22 protein-coding genes are annotated in these 18,716 nt (G+C 71.1%); 12 read left to right on the top strand and 10 right to left on the bottom strand.

What is annotated here, in order from left to right; all coding sequences use genetic code 11:
* Positions 1-12: 12 nt before the first annotated feature.
* Positions 13-960: a prephenate dehydratase gene (gene pheA, locus LXN57_RS35990; protein WP_251802687.1), complete on the top strand. Its 948-nt coding sequence runs from the start codon at positions 13-15 to the stop codon at positions 958-960.
* A 120-nt stretch (positions 961-1,080) separates the two neighbouring features.
* Here pheA and LXN57_RS35985 read toward each other — a convergent pair whose 3' ends face one another.
* The 3 genes from LXN57_RS35985 to LXN57_RS35975 all read right to left on the bottom strand — a co-directional run bounded on the left by LXN57_RS35985 (position 1,081) and on the right by LXN57_RS35975 (position 2,762).
* Positions 1,081-1,815: an AIM24 family protein gene (locus tag LXN57_RS35985; RefSeq protein WP_251802686.1), complete on the bottom strand. Its 735-nt coding sequence runs from the start codon at positions 1,813-1,815 to the stop codon at positions 1,081-1,083.
* 111 nt (positions 1,816-1,926) lie between these two features.
* On the bottom strand, positions 1,927-2,286 hold the full coding sequence (locus LXN57_RS35980) for a metallopeptidase family protein (RefSeq protein ID WP_221380544.1): 360 nt from the start codon (positions 2,284-2,286) through the stop codon (positions 1,927-1,929).
* Positions 2,287-2,333: 47 nt separating this feature from the next.
* Positions 2,334-2,762 (bottom strand): OsmC family protein, encoded by a 429-nt coding sequence (locus LXN57_RS35975; RefSeq protein ID WP_251802685.1) that lies wholly within the window; start codon positions 2,760-2,762, stop codon positions 2,334-2,336.
* Between the two features lie 66 nt (positions 2,763-2,828).
* On the opposite strand from LXN57_RS35975, the gene LXN57_RS35970 reads away from it, so the two are divergent.
* The 4 genes from LXN57_RS35970 (at position 2,829) to LXN57_RS35955 (ending at position 6,666) form a co-directional block, all read left to right on the top strand.
* Positions 2,829-3,614 (top strand): hypothetical protein, encoded by a 786-nt coding sequence (locus tag LXN57_RS35970; protein WP_251802684.1) that lies wholly within the window; start codon positions 2,829-2,831, stop codon positions 3,612-3,614.
* Between the two features lie 67 nt (positions 3,615-3,681).
* Positions 3,682-4,944 (top strand): serine--tRNA ligase, encoded by a 1,263-nt coding sequence (gene serS / locus LXN57_RS35965; RefSeq protein ID WP_251802683.1) that lies wholly within the window; start codon positions 3,682-3,684, stop codon positions 4,942-4,944.
* Between the two features lie 109 nt (positions 4,945-5,053).
* A complete protein-coding gene (locus LXN57_RS35960) occupies positions 5,054-5,866 on the top strand; it encodes a Cof-type HAD-IIB family hydrolase (protein WP_251802682.1) in 813 nt (270 codons plus the stop codon).
* A complete protein-coding gene (locus LXN57_RS35955) occupies positions 5,866-6,666 on the top strand; it encodes an HAD family hydrolase (RefSeq protein ID WP_251802681.1) in 801 nt (266 codons plus the stop codon). The genes LXN57_RS35960 and LXN57_RS35955 overlap by 1 nt, the downstream gene beginning before the upstream one ends.
* On the opposite strand, the gene LXN57_RS35950 is transcribed toward LXN57_RS35955, so the two are convergent.
* Together LXN57_RS35950 and ddaH are read right to left on the bottom strand one after the other, a co-directional pair.
* Positions 6,663-7,229, bottom strand: a complete 567-nt coding sequence (locus LXN57_RS35950) for a bacterial proteasome activator family protein (protein WP_251802680.1) — start codon at positions 7,227-7,229, stop codon at positions 6,663-6,665. The genes LXN57_RS35955 and LXN57_RS35950 overlap by 4 nt on opposite strands.
* Positions 7,230-7,298: 69 nt before the next feature.
* Positions 7,299-8,126 (bottom strand): dimethylargininase, encoded by an 828-nt coding sequence (gene ddaH / locus LXN57_RS35945; protein ID WP_251802679.1) that lies wholly within the window; start codon positions 8,124-8,126, stop codon positions 7,299-7,301.
* Positions 8,127-8,193: 67 nt separating this feature from the next.
* On the opposite strand from ddaH, the gene LXN57_RS35940 reads away from it, so the two are divergent.
* Positions 8,194-8,652 (top strand): Lrp/AsnC family transcriptional regulator, encoded by a 459-nt coding sequence (locus LXN57_RS35940; RefSeq protein ID WP_251802678.1) that lies wholly within the window; start codon positions 8,194-8,196, stop codon positions 8,650-8,652.
* A gap of 61 nt (positions 8,653-8,713) precedes the next feature.
* Positions 8,714-10,519: a beta-propeller domain-containing protein gene (locus LXN57_RS35935; protein ID WP_308206676.1), complete on the top strand. Its 1,806-nt coding sequence runs from the start codon at positions 8,714-8,716 to the stop codon at positions 10,517-10,519.
* A 56-nt stretch (positions 10,520-10,575) separates the two neighbouring features.
* Here LXN57_RS35935 and LXN57_RS35930 read toward each other — a convergent pair whose 3' ends face one another.
* From LXN57_RS35930 to mobA, 3 genes are read right to left on the bottom strand one after another with little or no spacing between them, the layout of a single operon-like run.
* Complete coding sequence (locus LXN57_RS35930) at positions 10,576-11,664, bottom strand: T3SS (YopN, CesT) and YbjN peptide-binding chaperone 1 (protein WP_251802676.1); 1,089 nt, start codon at positions 11,662-11,664, stop codon at positions 10,576-10,578.
* A gap of 58 nt (positions 11,665-11,722) precedes the next feature.
* Positions 11,723-11,980: a DUF6457 domain-containing protein gene (locus tag LXN57_RS35925; RefSeq protein ID WP_251802675.1), complete on the bottom strand. Its 258-nt coding sequence runs from the start codon at positions 11,978-11,980 to the stop codon at positions 11,723-11,725.
* Complete coding sequence (gene mobA / locus LXN57_RS35920; RefSeq protein ID WP_251802674.1) at positions 11,977-12,576, bottom strand: molybdenum cofactor guanylyltransferase; 600 nt, start codon at positions 12,574-12,576, stop codon at positions 11,977-11,979. The genes LXN57_RS35925 and mobA overlap by 4 nt, the downstream gene beginning before the upstream one ends.
* Positions 12,577-12,715: 139 nt before the next feature.
* Here mobA and fdhD point away from each other — a divergent pair, with 139 nt between their 5' ends.
* Complete coding sequence (gene fdhD, locus LXN57_RS35915) at positions 12,716-13,543, top strand: formate dehydrogenase accessory sulfurtransferase FdhD (protein WP_251802673.1); 828 nt, start codon at positions 12,716-12,718, stop codon at positions 13,541-13,543.
* Between the two features lie 63 nt (positions 13,544-13,606).
* Here the strand turns inward: fdhD and LXN57_RS35910 are convergent, their stop codons facing one another.
* Positions 13,607-14,587 (bottom strand): DUF4192 domain-containing protein, encoded by a 981-nt coding sequence (locus LXN57_RS35910; protein ID WP_251802672.1) that lies wholly within the window; start codon positions 14,585-14,587, stop codon positions 13,607-13,609.
* 79 nt (positions 14,588-14,666) lie between these two features.
* Entirely contained in the window at positions 14,667-15,170 is a 504-nt protein-coding gene (locus LXN57_RS35905) for a GNAT family N-acetyltransferase (RefSeq protein ID WP_251802671.1), read from the bottom strand.
* 56 nt (positions 15,171-15,226) lie between these two features.
* Here LXN57_RS35905 and LXN57_RS35900 point away from each other — a divergent pair, with 56 nt between their 5' ends.
* From LXN57_RS35900 to LXN57_RS35885, 4 genes are all read left to right on the top strand, one after another.
* Positions 15,227-16,105, top strand: a complete 879-nt coding sequence (locus LXN57_RS35900) for a fructosamine kinase family protein (RefSeq protein WP_251802670.1) — start codon at positions 15,227-15,229, stop codon at positions 16,103-16,105.
* A 74-nt stretch (positions 16,106-16,179) separates the two neighbouring features.
* Complete coding sequence (gene moaA, locus LXN57_RS35895; RefSeq protein ID WP_251802761.1) at positions 16,180-17,202, top strand: GTP 3',8-cyclase MoaA; 1,023 nt, start codon at positions 16,180-16,182, stop codon at positions 17,200-17,202.
* Complete coding sequence (locus tag LXN57_RS35890) at positions 17,199-17,453, top strand: MoaD/ThiS family protein (protein ID WP_438872960.1); 255 nt, start codon at positions 17,199-17,201, stop codon at positions 17,451-17,453. The genes moaA and LXN57_RS35890 overlap by 4 nt, the downstream gene beginning before the upstream one ends.
* 192 nt (positions 17,454-17,645) lie before the next feature.
* On the top strand, positions 17,646-18,665 hold the full coding sequence (locus tag LXN57_RS35885) for a phosphotransferase (RefSeq protein ID WP_251802668.1): 1,020 nt from the start codon (positions 17,646-17,648) through the stop codon (positions 18,663-18,665).
* The last annotated feature ends 51 nt before the right edge of the window (positions 18,666-18,716 follow it).

Here is an 18,716-nt window from a genome sequence, read left to right as displayed (position 1 = left end):
AGACTGGCAGCCATGCCGGGAACGCCGCCCACGCGCTTCGTCTACCTCGGTCCGGAGGGCACCTTCACCGAGGCTGCGCTGCGCACCATCCCCGCCGCCGAGCGCGGCCTGCGCACTCCGGCCCGCAGCGTGCCCGAGGCGCTCGAAGCTGTCCGCACGGGCGACGCCGACGCGGCGCTGGTGCCGCTCGAGAACTCGGTCGGCGGCGCCGTCCCGGTCACGCTCGACGAACTCGCCACCGGCAGCCCACTGATCATCACGCGCGAGGTCGTGCTGCCGGTCGAGTTCGTGCTGGCCGCGCGCACGCCCGCACCGCTCGCCGGCATCCGCTCGATCGCCGCCCACCCGCAGGCCTCGGCCCAGTGCCGCAACTGGCTGCTGGCCAACGTGCCCGACGCGGTGATCGTCGACGTGCTCTCCAACGCGACCGCGGCGATCAGCGCGGCCCGGGGCGAGCACGACGCGGCCCTCTGCGCGCCGATCGGGGTGTCCCGCAACGGGCTGACCGTGCTGGCCGACAAGGTGGCCGACCACGCCGACGCGGTGACCCGCTTCGCCCTGCTCACCCGGCCCGGGCCGCCGGCCGAGCCCACCGGCGACGACGTCACCTCGCTGGCCCTCTCGATCCGGCGCGACCAGGTCGGGGCGCTGCTGTCCGTGCTCACCGAGCTGGCCGTGCGCGGCATCAACCTGTCCCGCATCGAGTCCCGGCCCACCGGGGAGCAGCTGGGCACGTACGTCTTCTTCCTCGACTGCACCGGCCACGTGGCCGAACCGCGCTTCGGCGAGGCCCTGCAGGGCCTGCGCCGCATCTGCGCCGAGGTGCGCTTCCTGGGCAGCTACCCCCGCCACCGGCTCACGCCCGAAGCCCCGGTCGCATCCCCCCGGGGCCTCTCGAACAGCGACTTCGCCGACTCCGCCGCCTGGCTCGCCAGAATCAGGTCCGGCGAAACCGCCTAAAGCGCTAAGCACAACCCCGAGTGGCGTTGCGCCCGTCGGTGTCGAGGGCGCCAAAAACGCCCCCGACACCGACCTCCCGGGGCGCAACGCCCGCCGAGCGGAGCGAGGCCAGCAGCTAGCTCAGTTTCCGAAGATGTTGCCGAGAATGCCTTCCTGCTGCTGGCCGCCGCCGCCGGCGCCGGCCAGGCCGCCCGGGGGCTCCTCGGAGGGCTGCACGACCACGAAACCCTGACCGGCGAAGCTCATCGTGAACCGCTCGCCGGTCGTGCGGCCCAGCAGCGTTCCCAGGCCGAGCTGCTCGGCGCGGTGATAGCCGGTCTGCAGACTGGCCGACCAGCAGATCGCGGCCTGCGGGTCGACGTAGGTGGGCTGGTCGACGGTAAGCACCACGGGCGTGCCCTTGGTGGTGACAGCAATCCGGCCGTGACCGGTGAAGACGCAGTTGAACAGGCCGGCGTTGGACATCATGCCGGCGCCCTGCACCATCTTGATGTCGTAGTTGAGCGACGAGTCGAAGGCGAGCACGTTCGAGCCGTTGATCGAGAGCGCGTCGCCCGGATCGAGGTCGATGAGGTGGATGTCGGCCGCGTTCTCGGCCAGGAAGACGTCGCCGTGACCGCGTACGCGCATGAGGGGAACGCCCTCACCGGTGAGCTTCTGCTTGAGGAACTTGCCGATGCCGCCCGAGCCGAGCGCCTCGAACTGCACCTGCCCCTGGTAGGCGACCATCGAACCGACGCGGGCCATGAACTCGCCGTTCAGTTCGGCCTTGAGCAGCTTGGAGTTCTGGAGCCGGAGGCCGGGCTGGGCCGACTCCTTCTCCAGGTTGTCGGCGGAGAAAAGCTCGCTGCGCATGCACGCCTCCTGCTGGATGTTGTGCACCCAGAGTAGGAGGCTGGCACAAGGCGTGTAGCAGCCTTTAGTCCAATTTCAGGTGGCGGGCGGGCCGGTCGGAGGGGATGGGATTCAGCCCCATCCCAGCTCGTGCAAGCGGTGGTCGTCGATGCCGAAATGGTGGGCGATCTCGTGGACCACGGTGATCGCGACCTCGTCGATGACGTCGGTCTCGGTGTCGCACACGCGCAGCGTGGGGTTGCGGTAGATGGTGATGCGGTCGGGCAGCACACCGGCATAGTCCCAGCCGCGCTCGGTGAGCGCCGTGCCCTCGTACAGGCCGAGCAGATCCTCGCCGTCCGGCGGCTCGTCCTCGACCACGATCACCACGTTGTCCATGACCTTCAGGAGTTCGGCGGGCACCTCGTCGAGGGCCTCACCGACCAGTTCCTCGAAGCGTTCCCGACTCATCTCGACCGGCACAGATGCCATTGTGCCCCGGCGCTCGCGGAGCGGCCGGGGCACGTGGTGATTGTGGATCAGGCGAGCTTGGCGCTGAGGGTGATCTCGGCGCCCGGCGAGAGCAGCCGGGAGATCGGGCAGTTCGCCTTGGCGTCCTCGGCGATCTTATGGAACGTGCTCTCGTCGACACCGGGGACGTCGCCCTGGGTCTCGAGGTCGATGCGGGTGACGCTGAAGCCGGCGTCGGTCTTGTCCATGTGGACCTTGGCAACGGTGTCGACCGAGGTGGGCGTGAAGCCGGCGTCGGACAGCGCCTTCGAGAAGGCCATCGAGAAGCAGCCGGCGTGCGCGGCGCCGATCAGCTCCTCCGGGTTCGTCCCCTCGCCCTCTTCGAAGCGGGACTTGAACGAGTAGTTCCCCTGGATGCCGCCCTTGCCGGTCTTGATGGTGCCGGAACCCTCGGTGAGATTCCCCTGCCAGCGAGCGGTTGCGGTGCGAATAGGCATGACCAGAACGCTAGTCCATGCGACGACTGCTGGCCGGGCGACCTGGCACAGGGCACCATGGTTACCATGCCCGCGCCGCAGCAGCAGCCGACGCCGCTCGAGATCGACGTGACCCCGCCCGAGGCGGTGGTCGAGTTCGGTTCGTCCTCCGAGCCTCGCCGGTCCCGCTGGAACACCAGCGGCCTCACGCGCGACCTGATGGCCGACCGGCGCACAGTGCCGCTGACGGCGGCGCTGGCCGCCCTGGCCGCGCTCGTCTCGGTGCTCTCGGAATGGCAGGTCACCACGCTCGACGCGAGCGCCCTGGGCGTCGACGCGGGCGAGCGGGTGCTGCCCACCGGCATCGACGACCTGGGGGCGCTCGGCATCGGCTACGTGCTGGGCCTGTTCCTGGTGGTGCCGGCCGTGGTGCTCACCCTGTTCGGGCCGCCCGGCGGCCGCCGCTACGCGCGGCTGGCCGGCCTCAGCGTGGCGGGCACGCAGCTGGGCCTGCTCATCGCCGTCGCCTCCGCGGTCAGCTCCGTGAGCTACGCCATCGACCCGGTCTATCGCATAGCCCTCGAGGACGGCGAGACCACCCTGGCGTACGGCCGGGGGCTGTGGTGCGCCTTCGCCGGCATCCTGCTGGTTCTGGCCGCGCTCTACCTGGCCGGACGCCACCTTCCGGCCGGCGCCGGGGCCGGCTCCGAATCACCGGTGCCGGTCGGTGAGGCCGAGCCGGATGCTGTCTGGTCGTGGCGGCGCCCGGTGGCCGACGGAACCGACCGCCCCGGCGACGAACCGCTCGACCTCACCGTCGCGCCCTCGCAGCCGTTCACGTCGCTCAACGACGACCGCGACCGGCCGAGCTGACCGGCAAAACGACACGGGGGGATATCCGTGTGCTGACCGGGCCTGCTCGCCGGTAGGCTCGATACTCGTGATTGACCTGCGTCTGCTTCGCGAAGACCCCGACCGGATCCGCGCCAGCCAGCGACTGCGTGGCGAGTCCACCGAGGTGGTGGACGAACTGCTGCGCGCCGATGAGGCCCGCCGATCGTCCACCCAGCGGTTCGAGGCGCTGCGGGCCGAGCAGAAGTCGCTGAGCAAGCAGGTGCCCAAGGCCTCCGGCGACGAGCGGGCCGCCCTGCTCGCCCGCACCAAAGAGCTGGCGGCCGAGGTCAAGGCGGCCGAGGCCGAGACGAGCACGGCCGACCAGGCGCTGCGAGCCGCCCACCTCGCGGTGCCCAACCTGGTGCAGGACGGCGTTCCGCCCGGCGGCGAGGACGACTTCGTCGTGCTGCGCCAGGTCGGCGACCTTCCGTCGATCGAGAACCCGAAGGACCACCTGGAGATCGGCGAGGCACTACGGGCGATCGACACCGAGCGCGGGGCCAAGGTGTCGGGCTCGCGGTTCTACTTCCTCACCGGTGTCGGCGCGCTGCTCCAGCTGGGCCTGCTGCAGATGGCGATCGCCCAGGCGGTCGAGCACGGCTTCATCCCGTCGATCACTCCGTCGCTGGTGAAGCCCGAGTCGATGGAGGGCACCGGCTTCCTGGGCGCCCACGCCACCGAGGTCTACCGCCTCGAGGCGGACGACCTCTACCTGGTCGGCACGTCCGAGGTCGCCCTGGCGGCGTACCACTCGAACGAGATCCTCGACCTCGAGGGCGGGCCGGAACGCTTCGCCGGGTGGTCGTCCTGCTATCGGCGCGAGGCCGGGTCGTACGGCAAGGACGTGCGCGGCATTCTGCGGGTCCACCAGTTCGACAAGGTCGAGATGTTCTCGTTCTGCAAGCCGGAAGAGGCGGCCGACGAGCACCTGCGCCTGCTCGCGATGGAGGAGGAGATGCTGGCCAAGGTCGAGATCCCCTATCGGGTGATCGACGTGGCCGGCGGCGACCTCGGGTCGAGCGCGGCCCGCAAGTTCGACTGCGAGGCGTGGGTGCCGTCGCAGGGCCGCTACCGCGAGGTGACCTCGACGTCGAACTGCACGACGTTCCAGGCGCGGCGGCTCAACATCCGCTACCGCGACGCCGATGGCAAGCCGCAGACGGCGGCGACGCTGAACGGCACGCTGGCGACCACCCGCTGGCTGATTCCGATCCTCGAGAACCACCAGCAGCCGGACGGTTCTGTCCGGGTTCCGAAGGCGCTGCAACCGTACGTTGGCGGCCGTGACATCTTGGAGCCCGCGCGCTAACGCTTAATACACCCGTCGGCTACCAGCAGTCATAGCCGCTGGTAGCCGACGGGTGTAACGTTCTCCTTCCGCCCTCCGCGGGGGTTTGCACAACCCTCGGAGGTAATCGATGGTCAAGCCTGGCCTCCCCAAGCTGATCGCGACCGATCTCGACGGCACCCTCGTCCGCAGCGACGACACCGTGTCCGACTACACCCACGAGGTGCTCGGGCGGGTCCGGTCGGCCGGCATCCGCGTGGTCGGCGCCACCGGCCGCGGCCCGCGGCTAACCTCCCTCACCCGCAACGACATTCGCGACGCCGACTTCCTGGTGATGGCCCAGGGCGGCTGGGTGCTCGACCAGGCCGATTCCACCTATCTGCTGCGCTCGCGCCTGTCCGGCCCGGCACTGGCCGAGGTGCTGGCCGCGCTGGAGGCCGAGGTGGGCGAGCTCTCCGTCATGGTCGAGGCGCTGGAGCACGACGACTCGCCGCTGTGGGGCGACTACGACCCGACCTGGCGCTATCCGGTGGTCCTGGAGCGCCGGCCCCGCGCGGCCTGCCTCACCGGTGACGTGATCAAGGCCTTCGCTCGCTCCTTCGCCTACGACGTCGACGAACTGCTCGCCGTGGCCCGCCGCATCGTCCCGCCCGAGGTGGCTTCCGTCACCCAGGCCGGCCTCGACTACATCGAGATCTGCCCCGCGAACGTGGACAAAGGCACCGGCCTGGCGGTGGTCGCCCAGGCCGTCGGTGTCGACCCGGCCGACGTCCTCGTCTTCGGCGACATGCCCAATGACCTGCCCATGTTCGCCTGGGCGGGGTGGGGCCGGGTGGCCGTCGGCAACGCTCACGCGGAACTGCGGGCGATCGCCGACGAGGTCACGCTGACCAACGACGAGGACGGGGTGGCCACCTATCTCGACCGGCTACTGTCGAGGTGATGTCCTCGCCTTTTCAGCTCGTCGCCAGCGATATCGACGGCACGCTCATCCGCACCGACGGCACGCTCAGCAAGCGCACGATCGAGGTGCTCGACGCGCTCGAAGTCCCCTTCGTCGTCGTGACCGGCCGCCCGGTCCGCTGGCTCCGGCAACTCTTCGACCAGATGGCGGCCCCGGTGCCGGCAATCTGCGCCAACGGCGCCGTCATCTACGACGCCGAGCGGGACGAGGTGCTGCGAGCCGACCCGCTCCCGGTCGAGCTGCTGCTCGACGTGGCGAAGCGGCTGCGCGAGGCCGTGCCCGACGTCGCGCTGGCGGTCGAGGTCGAGGACGGGCGCGCCTTCTGGTACGAGGAGGCCTGGCCCGTGCGCTGGGAGGGCGACGGCACGTCCGTACGCGTTCTCGCCACCCCCGACGAGCTGACCTCCGCCCCCGCCGTCAAACTGCTCGCGCGCTCGGCCCACCACGGGCCGGACGAGTTCTTCGAGTTGGTGAGCCGCACCCTGGGCGAGCTCGCCACGCCCACCCACTCGTCGTCGAGCGCTCTGGTCGAGATCAGCGCGGCCGGTGTGACCAAGGCCGCCGGTCTGGCCTGGCACTGCGAGCGCTACGGCATCGACAAGTCGAAGGTGATCGCCTTCGGCGACATGCCGAACGACATTCCCATGCTGAGCTGGGCCGGGCACGGGGTGGCGATGTCCAACGCGCACCCCGCCCTCAAGGCCGTGGCCGACGAGATCGGCGTCAGCAACGACGAGGACGGGGTGGCGAACTACCTCGCGGAGCTCTACGGGCTTTAGAGGTATTGCCCCGTGCGGCCGCCCTCGACGCCGCCTTCGCGCGGGCCGGGCATGCCGGGCAGCACACCCATCGGGAGGGCCGGACGGCCGGCGCCCGCGCCGCGCATCTGCTCGAGCTGGAGCCGGGCCGCCATCTGCTGCGCGACGAGCGCGGCCTGGATGCCGTGGAACAGACCCTCGAGCCAGCCGACCAGCTGCGCCTGGGCGATGCGCAGCTCGGACTCGCTGGGCGGGGTCTCGCCCTCGAATGGCAGGGACAGGCGCTCGAGCTCTTCGCGCAGCTCGGGGGCCAGGCCGTCTTCCAGCTCGGTGATCGACCGCTGGTGGATCTCGCGGAGCCGGCCGCGGCTGGCCTCGTCGAGCGGTGCCGCCCGGACCTCTTCGAGCAGCTGCTTGATCATGCTGCCGATCCGCATCACCTTGGCGGGCTGCTCGATCAGGTTGCCGGGCTCTTCGGGGTTGACCGTCCCGTCGGCGTCCATGGTCCCCAGCGGACGCCCGTCGGGGCCGACCACGATGACGGAACCGTCGTCCTGCTTGACGCTGCCTTGTTCGTCGGTCATGCGATCCATCTTCCCGCACGGTCTCCAGTCATCCGCCAGCGCCCGTGCCGTCTTTCGCAGTGTCCGAGGTCACTGCCTCAGCTCGGCCACGACGCACTTCACACTGCCGCCGCCCCGCTTGAGCTCGGACAGGTCGACGTGCACGGGCTGATAGCCGGCCGCACGCACCTTGTCGCCCATCGCCGTCGCCTCGGTGTTGAGGACGACGTGGCGGCCGTCGCTGACCAGGTTGAGGCCGAACGCCTCGGCGTCGGAGCGGTCGGCGAGCACGGCGTCCGGAAAGAGCTGGGCGAGCACGCGCTGGGAGGCCGGCGAGAACGCCCCGGGGTAGTAGGTGACGTGCCGGTCGTCGAGCGCGGCCAGGGCCGTGTCGAGGTGGTAGAAGGCCGGGTCGACCAGGCGCAGCGACACCACCGGCCGGCCGAGCACCTCTTGGGCCTCGGCGTGCGCGGCCGGGTCGGTGCGGAAGCCGTAGCCGGCGAGGACCAGGCCGCCGTACGCGCCGGGAAGGTACGCGAAGTCGCCCTCGCCCTCGTTGACGTGCAGCGGACCGGCGAAGCTCCAGCCCTGAACGGTGTAGAACTCGCGATGGGCGTCTGCCTCGGCGCCCCGCTGCGGGTGGCGGAAGCGGGCTCCGTAGACGACGCCGTCGACCGAGAAGGCGCCGTTGGCCGCGTAGACCATGTCGGGCAGGCCGGGTACGGCGTCGAGCTGGTGCACGCGGTGGCCGAGGTCGCCCAGCGTGTCGCGCAGGACCTCCCACTGCTTGAGGGCCAGGGCGGCGTCGACCGGGACGGTCGTGTCCATCCACGGGTTGATGGCGTACTCGACCGTGAAATGCTGCGGAGGACACATGAGATATGTCCGGTTCCGCGGCTGGCGCTCGATGTGGTTCATGAGCTAGAGCGTAGGTAGGCTGCGATGCACGAAACAGCTAGAAATCTTGTCTCTTGGGGGCGAATCGTTGCAACTGGACGCCGTGGATCAGCGAATCGTTGCGTTGCTGGTCGCTGACGCACGTTCGTCGTACGCCGAGATCGGGGCGAAGGTCTCGCTCTCGGCTCCGGCGGTCAAGCGACGGGTCGACCGGCTTCGATCCCGTGGGGTGATCAAGGGGTTCACCACCGTCGTCGAGCCGTCCGCCGTCGGCTGGACGACTGAGGCGTTCGTCGAACTCTTCTGCACCGGGCGCACCACCCCGGCCCAGATCACGGTGGCCACCCGCCGCCACCCCGAGGTGGTCGGGGCCTACACGGTGTCCGGTGAGGCCGACGCCCTTGTGCACCTGCGCGCGGCCGACATCGGGCACCTCGAGCAGGTGCTGGAACGCCTGCGGGCCGAGCCGTTCGTCACCTCCACCCGCAGCATGATCGTCCTGTCCCGTCTGGTCGAGACGCCGACGCCCGTCCCCGCGATGGACTGACCCGGGGAACCCGATCGCCGGCGGGCGCGTCCAACCGGACATGTCGCGTCGATCCTGGCTCTTGTCCGCACTGGCTGTCCTGCCGCTGGCCGCCTGCACCGCGTCCGGCCCGTCGGCCGAGCCTTCGCCGGTCGCCGCCCCGGCCCTGAAGCTCGTCGCCTTCGACTCCTGCGCCCAGCTCGAGAAGGAGCTGCGGGCAGCCGCCGAGAAGAGCTACGTCGCACCGCCACCCTTGCCCGGGAACGCCCGTGCCCTGAACGGAGCCGAGGCGGCAAGCACGCCCGACTCCGGTTCTCATTCCGGCACCAATGTGCATGAGGTGGGCGTCGACGAGCCCGACATCGTGAAGACGGACGGGCGGCGGATCGTCACCATCTCGGGCGGCGTGCTGCGAGTGGTCGACACGGCGGCCCGCAGGCAGACGGGGAAGCTCGACCTCGGTCTGCAGGCGTTCGGCGAGCCCACGCTGTTGCTGGCCGGCGACCACGCGCTCGTGCTCGCCGACGGGGGCGGAATCTCGCCGCTGCGCGACGACACGCGGATCATCCGGCCCGGCAACGGCCGCTCCGAGGTGCTGCTCGTCGACCTCACGGGCGGCACGCCGCGGCTGCTCAGTCGTTACCGCGGCGACGGCCGGCTGGTCGACGCCCGGCAGCACGGCAGCGTGGCCCGCGTCGTGATCAGCAGCAGCCCGGACTTCCAGTTCCCGTACCGAGGCGGTCCCCAGCCCGAGAACGTGATGGAGGACGACCGGGGCAGCATCGAGCGCGCGCCGATGGAGGCGTGGCTGCCCAGCTGGGAGATCACCACCGGCGGCGCGACGACCCGGGGGCGGCTCGAGTGCTCGGCGGTGAGCCGGCCGGAGTCGTACTCGGGTCTGTCGATGCTGCGGGTGCTCTCGTTCGACCTGAACGCGACCGCCCTCGGCGACGGGGAGCCGGTCGCGGTGGTCGCCGACGGGGACGCCGTCTACGGCAGCGCCGGCAGTCTCTACATCGCGAACAACCAGAACTGGCGCATGAACGCCGCCGGGACCGACGCCGGACGGGCGGCCCCGCCGGACGGCACCGACATCTACCGGTTCAGCCTGCCGCCGGTGGGCCAGCCGCTCTACGTGGCGTCGGGCAAGGTGCCGGGGCGGCTGCTCAACCAGTATTCGATGTCCGAGTGGGACGGTCACCTGCGAGTCGCCACGACCAGTTGGACGGACGACGCCTCGGCGGTGCGGGTGCTGCGCGAGAAGGACGGCAAGCTGGTCGAGGTCGGTGCGGTCGAGGGTCTCGGCCGGGGTGAACGCATCTATTCCGTACGGTTCATCGGCCCCCGCGGCTACGTGGTGACCTTTCGCCAGACCGATCCGCTCTACAGCCTCGACCTCGCCGTGCCGCAGAAACCCCGGGTCACCGGCGAGCTGAAGATCACGGGCTACTCGGCCCACCTGCAACCGGTGGGCGAGAACAGGCTGATCGGCGTCGGGCAGGAGGCGACGGCCCAGGGCCGGCCGACCGGCATGCAGGTGTCCCTGTTCGACGTCACCGACCCGGCCGCGCCCCGGCGCCTCGACCAGCACGTGGTGCCGGGCGGTTCGTCGGAGGCCGAGTCGGACCCGCACGCGATCCTCTGGTGGCCGGCGAACGGGCTGCTGGTGCTCCCGGTGGCCGACGCCCGAGCCGACGGCGCGCTCGCCCTGCGGGTGACCGGCGACCGGATCGAGCAGACCACCCGGCTGGCGGCCACGGACGCGGACGCGGGCCCGATGCGCCGGGCGGTCGTGGTCGGCGACGTGTTGTGGTCGGTCACCGACGGCGGTGTGCTCGCCTCGAACCTGTCCACCCTGAAGCAGGTCGGCTGGGTCGACCTGAAGTGACTGGGGCTTGTCCTGCCGGTCCGCACTCAGCCCCGCGGGCCGGCAGGGCAGGCCCCTTACAGATACATGCCCGTGCGGTGGTCCTCGGCCGGCTCCTTCGCGGGGGCCGGCTTGTCGCCCTCGCCGAAGAACCGCTTGCCGCCGAACTCGCCGTGCAGCCGGTCGTCCAGCTCGTCGGCCAGGCCGGTCATGACCTGCACGGCCAGCATGAGGTGGGTGGCCTGGAAGTTGCGGCCGAAGACCGGGATCGACGCCCATACGGTGTCCTGCGCGGCGTAGAGCCGGCCGATCGGCATCCGGTTGGTCAGCTCGGACAGCTTCACATAGAGCGTCTCGGTCGGCTCGACCTCGGTGAGGATCGGCGAGAACACGTCGACCAGCGGCGGGTTGTCGCGCACCCGCACGAAAACCATCGCCGACCCGGCCCGGATGCCGATGTCGCCGTCGGCGTCCACCTGCAACTGGTCGACCGTGGTCTTGGACATGGTGGCGACCACCGTGCGGACCCGCTCGTCGAGCGGGACGACCTCGTCGGCCGCGTCGGCCAGCGCGGCCGCGAGCACGCCGTCCTCGGCGATGTCGTCGAGGCTCAGCTCGTCGTCGATGCTCGGCTCGTGCCGGGCGGTGGCCAGCGGCACGGTGTCGATGGGCTCGTCGTTCTCGTCGTGCACGAGGTAGACCAGGAACGCCGGGTGCGGCGCGCCGTAGACGTCGCGCAGCGTGCGGGCGACCACGGTGGCCAGCCGGTTGCTGTTGTCCCGAGTGGAGCTCAGACCGAACGAGTCGCCCGAGCCCGCCAGCACACCCGGCGGCGACCAGCCCAGCGCCACCAGGTCGGCGATCGAACTGCGGTCCATCCGGTAGCCCTCGGGCAGTCCCGCGTTGCCGATCGCCAGTGCCTCGACCACGCCGTCCGCGAGCACCCGGATGCTCACCGAATACACGGCGAGACCGGTGCCCGACGCCGTCGGGTCGAGAGTCAGGTCGACGTGCGCGCCCGGGGCCAAGGTCGGCAGCAGGCCGGCCAGGGCCCGTGCGAACTCTCGCCACGCCTCACCGACCTTTGCCCGCAGGTCGGCCGTGGTGGGTTCGTCGAGGATCACACCCTCGCTGGATTCGCTGCCCTCGGCGCTCTGTGCCGTCATGATCGTCACCTCCGCTCCCGCCACCCTATCGAGCGGCGTCCGCCCCCTCGCCCCGCTCTCAGGGGATGGGCGGTTCGGCCCCTTCGCCGGGCGACCAGGACACGGCCAACTCACTCAACCGGGCGGCGAGCTCGGCCGGATCAGCGCCCCGGCCGACGGCCACTCCGAGCAGGTAGGCGGTCACGGGCGCGCCCGGACGCACCACGCCGTGGGCGACGTCACGGGCCAGGTCGAGCACCAGCCGCGTCGGAATGTCGGCCGGATCGACACCGGCCCGCCGGCCGGCCGCCGCGAGCCAGGCGTCGAGTTCCTTCATCGAGCCCACTCTTCGGCGGTGCGCAGATCGTCGTCGGTGTCGCAGTCGAACCACGGGGGCGGGCCCGGCCGTCGCCACGAGACCTCGGCGACTCGCATGTGGTTCATCAGTTCGCGGACCGAGGCGCCGTCCAGACGGCCGCGCTCCTCGATCAGGTGGTCGATCGCCTGGCGCAGCGCGGCCGTGCGCCAGACCCCGCACAGCATCTGGCGCCGGCCCTCGGCGTCGCGGTAGACCGCACCCTGCATCGGCGCCGACTCGGCGGTCAGGCGCAGCACGTCGATCGCCTCGCCGGTGAGCAGCGGCAGGTCAGCGGCGAGCAACGCCGTGTAGGAGACGTCGTCGGGCACCAGCGCCAGACCAGCCGCGGTGGCCGCCACCGGGCCGCTGCCGGGCGGGTCCTCCCTGGTGGAGTGCACCTGTACGGGCAGGTCGGGCGGCACCCGGCCGACGACGATCCGAGGGTCGGCGTCGTGCACCGCGGCCAGCACGCGGGTCAGCATGGACTGCCCGGCCACGGTCAGGGTCGGCTTGTCCGCACCACCCATCCGCCGCGCAGCTCCGCCGGCCAGCACCACCGCCGCATATCCCCCCACGTACGTACCGTATCCCGACCGCGTGTCCAGCGTGACCGCGCGCTCAGTTACCAGTCGTTGATCACTGTGTGTCCCAGGAGTATCGGTGCGTCCCCGTCCGAGGCGGGCCGGACGCCGCCGACCGGCCTACGCTCGACCCATGGCGAGGACGATGACCCGGCGACCAGTCGTGAAGATCAATTTGGACGCGACCGGCGACCCCCGCCGCCGCCCGGACGACCTCGCCGCCGAGGAACCGCTCGAGATCCGCGTCCGCCAGGCGCCGCTGGCGGTCACCATGCGCACCCCGGGGCAGGACATCGACCTGGCGATGGGCTTCCTGCTGACCGAGGGCATCATCGGCAGCGCCGACGACGTGGTGACCGCGCAGTTGTGCGCCGGCACCGACACCCCGAACACCTACAACGTGGTCGACGTCGTGCTGGGGGCCGAGGTGCCGCCGCCGGTCACCGATCCGAGCCGCAACTTCTACACCACCAGCTCGTGCGGTGTGTGCGGCAAGGCCAGCATCGACGCCGTGCGCACGCGTTCGCAGTTCGACGTCGCGGCCGATCCGCTCACCGTTGCCGCCGGCACTCTCGTCGAGCTGCCCGACCGCCTGCGCGCGGCCCAGCGCACCTTCGACCGGACGGGTGGCCTGCACGCGGCCGGTCTGTTCACCGCCGACGGCGAGCTGGTGGTGATGCGCGAGGACGTGGGCCGCCACAACGCCGTCGACAAGGTGATCGGGTGGGCGCTGCGCGAGGGACGGCTGCCGTTGACCGGGTACCTGCTGCTCGTCTCGGGGCGGGCCAGCTTCGAGCTCACCCAGAAGGCCTGGATGGCCGGGCTCCCGCTGCTCGCGGCCGTGTCGGCGCCGAGCACACTGGCGGCCGAGCTCGCCGACGAGGCGGGGATGACGCTGGTCGGCTTCCTGCGCGGCCGGAGCATGAACGTCTACACGTCGCCGCAGCGGATCACCGTCTGACGCGGCCCTCCGGTTCGGGCGTGGCTGAGGCCTGCCTTCCGGTCGACCCCATGGCCCGTGCATCTAGGCAGCCCTTCCCCGCACCGAGCCCGCCGGCGGGCCGAAGTCCTCGACGGCCTCGTGGCTGATGCCGGCGGCCAGCAGGCGGTCGAGGATCGTGGCGAAGCGGTGGTACGGGTCGTGCCGCAGCGCCCGGTCGACCGCCACCCGGGCCAGCGGACCCAGCCCGACCCGCCACGCCGCATAACCCAGCAGCGCGGCCGGACCAGGCACGAAAGGCACCTCGACCCGGCGGGTCGTCTCGGTCCACAGGCGCAGGTGCCACGGCTCGTCGGCGATGCGGTTGACCGCGAAGTCGAACGCCGTCCGGCCGATCAGCAGGGCGCCCAGCCAAGCCGTCTCGTCGTACGTGAGGGACCGGCCCGCCGCATGCTGTCGCTCCGCATGGAGCACCGCTTTGCGACCGGCCCGCCCCATCAGGGTGCGGGGAAGCCCCTCGCCGAGCTTCAAGTTCAGGGCCGCCGTGGCAGCGGCCATCTGCCGGCGCTCCTCGCCCTCGACCGCGGCCACCTGCTCGACCAGCTTCTGCCGGTTGGGCAGCGCGACCTGACCCTGGAAGACCGCGGCCGCGGCGATCGGGTTGTGCGGCGACGGGACGGGAAGGCCCTCAGGCGGGCAGCAGCTCGGATCGGCGCAGTCGAACGACCACCAGCGGCCGGCGGTGATCCGCAACTGGTCGCGCACCCGGACGCCGGCCCGGTTCAAGGCGGCCACGAGGGCGCCGATCGTCCGGTTGACCGGCTCGGGCGGGCCGAAGCCGAGGAGCGAGACGGTCTGTGCCTTCTGCCGGGCGACCATCTGCGCTATCGGGCCGGTGTCGTCGCCGCCGGGCGGTGGCAGGTCGTGACGACCGACGAAGCTGACCGCGCGCCCGACCGTGCCGATCACCACGAGGCTGTCGGCCGGATGGAAGCCGAGCAGGTAGGGCGTGACGGCGATGAGGTCGGCGGGGCTACGGACGACAATCGTGCACTCGGGGTTCATGCCGGGCAGCGTGGCCGACCGAGGGCCTTCCGCGAGTGCCAGACCGACGGCCTGTGGACGACACGCGGGTTATCCACAGCTACGAGCGGAAGGGGAGCTCGTGCAGTTCCAGCCCCTCCTGCTGCCACTCGTGGGGGGCGCGGTTCAGGTCGAGGGTCAGTTCGAACGACGAGACGACGTCGTAGCCGGCCGCGTGCAGGCTGCGGATCGCGTCGACGTTGCGGGACTCGGGCGAGATCGTCAGCGCGGTCATGTTCCGCCGGCGGGCCTCGTCGGCGACGTGCCGCAGCAGCTTGCGCCCCACCCCCTTGTGGCGGTGGGAGACCGTGACCACGATCGGCTCGACCTCACCCGCCCGGCCCCGGAGCACGAGGCCGACCAGTCCGATCACACCGTCGTCGGCATGGTCGGCCACCCACAGCCCGCCCAGATCGAGCCGGGTGAGGTATTCCTCGAAGCCCTCACCGGCGTCCTCGTCGGGCACGCCGTACATCCGATTGTGCTGGTTGGTCAGCTCGGACCACAGGCGACGGCCCGCGGAGTGGTCACTCGGACGGTACGAACGCACTGTGACAGGGCTCATGCCGACATTTTGACTCCGATTTTCCAGGTGCGTAAGCCGAAGCGGAAGATAAGGCAGTGGACCAGGCGTACTTGCGCGCGCATCCCGAGCACCTCCCGACATTTCTCACTCACCAGCGCCTCCGCGAGACGCCGGTGGGCGGCAGCAGCGTGTCGACCGCGAGCCGGCTGACGCTCGACGACGGAACCTCGGTCTTCGCCAAGACATGGACCTCCGGGGAGGCTCCGGCCGGCATCTTCACGGCCGAGGCGTCGGGTCTGAGGTGGCTTGGGTCGGCGGGGGCGCCGGTGCCCGAGGTCATCGTCGCGCTGCCCTCGATGATCGCGACCGAGTGGATCGAGCCCGGTGAGCCCACCCGCGCGGCCGCCGAGCAGCTCGGCCGCGACCTGGCCGGGTTGCATCGCTCGGGCGCCTCGTCGTTCGGCGCGGACTGGAACGGCTTCATCGGGCCGCTCGGCCTCGACAACACGCCGACCGGCGGCGCTTGGGGGCCGTGGTTCGCCGAGCGCCGGCTCCGGCCGTACCTGAAGATCTCGGCCGATCGGGGAGCTCTCACGACGGCCGAGGTCGAGTTGGTCGAGCGTATTTTTCCGATCCTCGAGGCGTACGACGACGGCGAGCCCAGCCGCACCCACGGCGACCTCTGGCCGGGAAACGTGCTGTGGGGCGCCGACGGCCGGGCCTGGCTCGTCGACCCGGCCGCGCACGGAGGCCACCGCGAGACCGACCTGGCCGAGCTCGCCCTGTTCGGCGGGGCACCGTTCCTCGGCACGATCCTCGGCGCCTATCACGAGGCATACCCGCTGGCCGACGGCTGGCCGGAGCGGGTTTCGCTGCACCAATTGCACCTTCTGCTGGTGCACACCGCAGCGTTCGGGGAAAGCTATCGCGGCTCGGTTCGCGCGGCCGCGTTATCCACACTGCGCGCACTGTGACGGAGTCGGTCGTCCACAGGCCGGATTCGACTGAGGTCAACATCGGTTCCAGCGGATAGATTCGACGCGTGAGCATGCGTGGTGGGGCCCTCATCCCGCTCGCCGACCGGTTCGGGCGAGTGGCGACCGATCTGCGCGTGTCCCTGACCGATCGTTGCAATCTGCGCTGCACCTACTGCATGCCCGAGGAGGGTCTGGCCTGGCTCCCGCGCGAACAGCAGCTGACCGACGACGAGGTGATCCGGCTGATCCGGATCGCGGTCGAGCGGCTCGGCATCCGCGAGGTGCGATTCACCGGCGGTGAGCCCCTGCTGCGCCGCGGCCTGGTCGGCATCATCGAGGCGGCGGCCCGGCTGACGCCGCGGCCCACGCTCATGCTGACGACGAACGGCATCGGGCTCGAGCGGCTCGCGGGGCCGCTGCGCGAGGCCGGGCTCGACCGGGTCAACGTCTCGCTCGACACGCTCGACCCCGAACGCTTCCAGGCGCTGACCCGGCGCGACCGGATGGCCGACGTGCTACGTGGCCTGACCGCGGCGGCCACGGCGGGCCTGACCCCCGTGAAGATCAACACCGTGCTGATGCGCGACATCAACGACGACGAGGCGCCCGCCCTGTTGCGATTCGCCCTGGAGAACGGCTATCAGCTGCGCTTCATCGAGCAGATGCCGCTCGATGCCCAGCACCAGTGGGACAGGCACACCATGGTCACGGCCGAAGAGATCCTGGCCGGTCTCGCGCCGTTCGGTCTCCTGCCCGATCCGGTTTCACGTGGAACAGCGCCGGCCGAGACGTGGTTGGTCCCCGGCCATGTCGATGCCGCCGGCAATCCGGCCCGGGTCGGTGTCATCGGCAGTGTGACCAGGCCGTTCTGCGGCGACTGCGACCGCACCCGGCTGACCGCCGACGGTCAGGTGCGCAACTGCCTGTTCGCCACCGACGAGAGCGACCTGCGCAAGCTGCTCCGCGACGACGCGAACGACGACGAGGTGGCCGAGGCCTGGCGGGTCGCCATGAGCGGCAAGCGCGCCGGCCACGGCATCGACGACCCGGCGTTCCTCCAGCCGGCCCGTCCCATGTCCGCCATCGGAGGCTGACGTTGCCGACATTGACTGTCCGCTACTTCGCCGGCGCGCGAGCGGCCGCCAACGGCACCCGCAGCGAACCGGTGGAGGCGGCCACGCTCGACGACCTGAAGCAGCGGCTGACCGATCGGCACGGCGAACGCCTGGGTGTGGTGCTCAAGGCGGCCAGCTTCCTGGTCGACGGGCTGACCTGTCACGACCAGGCCGCTCCCCTGCCGGCCGACGCCACGGTCGACATTTTGCCTCCCTTCGCCGGCGGCTGACCGCCCGACCGCCTTCCGGCAGCGGCCGATCGCCCGGGTAGCGGCCGATCGCCTAGGGCAGCGGCCGATCGCCTAGGGCAGCGGCCGATCGTCCGGGGCGGGGGCCGATCGTCCGGGGCGGCGGAGGCTCGTCCGGGTCGCGAGAATCGGAGTTCGCGAGAATCGGAGTTCGCGAACGATCCGGGGGTCGGAGTGGCATCAGAACGGGAGATCGCACGGCGGCAGGCCAGGGCGGTTGCGGAGTCGTTCGGGCTGGGAACGCCGACCCAGGAGCTGGCGCCGGTCAGTTTTCGCAGCTCCCAGACGTGGCGATTGGTCACTCGGGACGGTTCCGCGCTGATCAAGCACGTCGCGGCCGAGGACTGGCTCGACGACTTCGCGCGAGCGATGGACTTCGAACAGTTGGCGCTGTCCGTCGGCATCTCGATGGCCCGGCCGATCCCGCCTCTCGTCGAGCCGATGAACCACGACAACGGCCCGGCCAGGAAACGGCTCGGCTTCGCCGCGGCGATCGAGGGAATCGGGTGGGTGCGCGCCTATGACTGGGTGGACGGGGAGCCGCTCGGTGACGGGGACGACGTCGCCGCATGGCTGGGTGAGACGCTGGCCCGGCTCCATCAGTTGACGCCGACCGCGGACGCGTCGAGGCCGCCCGATTGGTACCGGATGGACCGGCCCGAGATGTGGCACGGCTGGCTGAACGACGGGCAACGGGACGGGCGCAGCTGGGCCGCTCTCCTACGGCTGCACATGACGGACGTGCTGGAGGCGGCCGGCTGGGTGGCGCGGAGCTTCACGGCGGCCGGCGACTACGTCGTGACACACCGGGATGTCGAGCCGTGGAACGTCATGATGACCGGTGGCGGGCCGGTGCTGATCGACTGGGACGTGGCCGGGGCGGACAGCGCGAGCCTGGAAGCGGCGCACGCGACGTTGGAGTTCTCGCGACGGGGGCGGACCGCTCCTGATCCGGCTGCCGTCCGGCGGACCTTCGAGGCGTACGTCGGCGCCGGTGGAACCCCGTTCGGCGGTCCCGACGTGCTGGCCCGGCGGGCCGGACTGCGCCTCGGGCGGCTGGCCGAGCGATTGCGGATGTCGCTGGGCGACCAGGATCTCGGGCCCCGCGAACTCGCGGCTGTCGAGCGCCGGGCCGCCGAGCAGATCGCCGAGATGCCGGCCTTCCTCGCTGCCCTTCGGAACTACCGCCTCTGACCGGATCGACGGTTCGTCAGTCCGCTCTCAGGAAGGACCAGGACACTTACC

Origin of the sequence: Paractinoplanes hotanensis (assembly GCF_023717965.1) — a bacterium.
In the GTDB taxonomy this organism is placed as follows: domain Bacteria; phylum Actinomycetota; class Actinomycetes; order Mycobacteriales; family Micromonosporaceae; genus Actinoplanes; species Actinoplanes polyasparticus.
The sequence above is the reverse complement of the archived record's forward strand: the minus strand, read 5'-3'. Positions and strand labels throughout refer to the sequence as shown.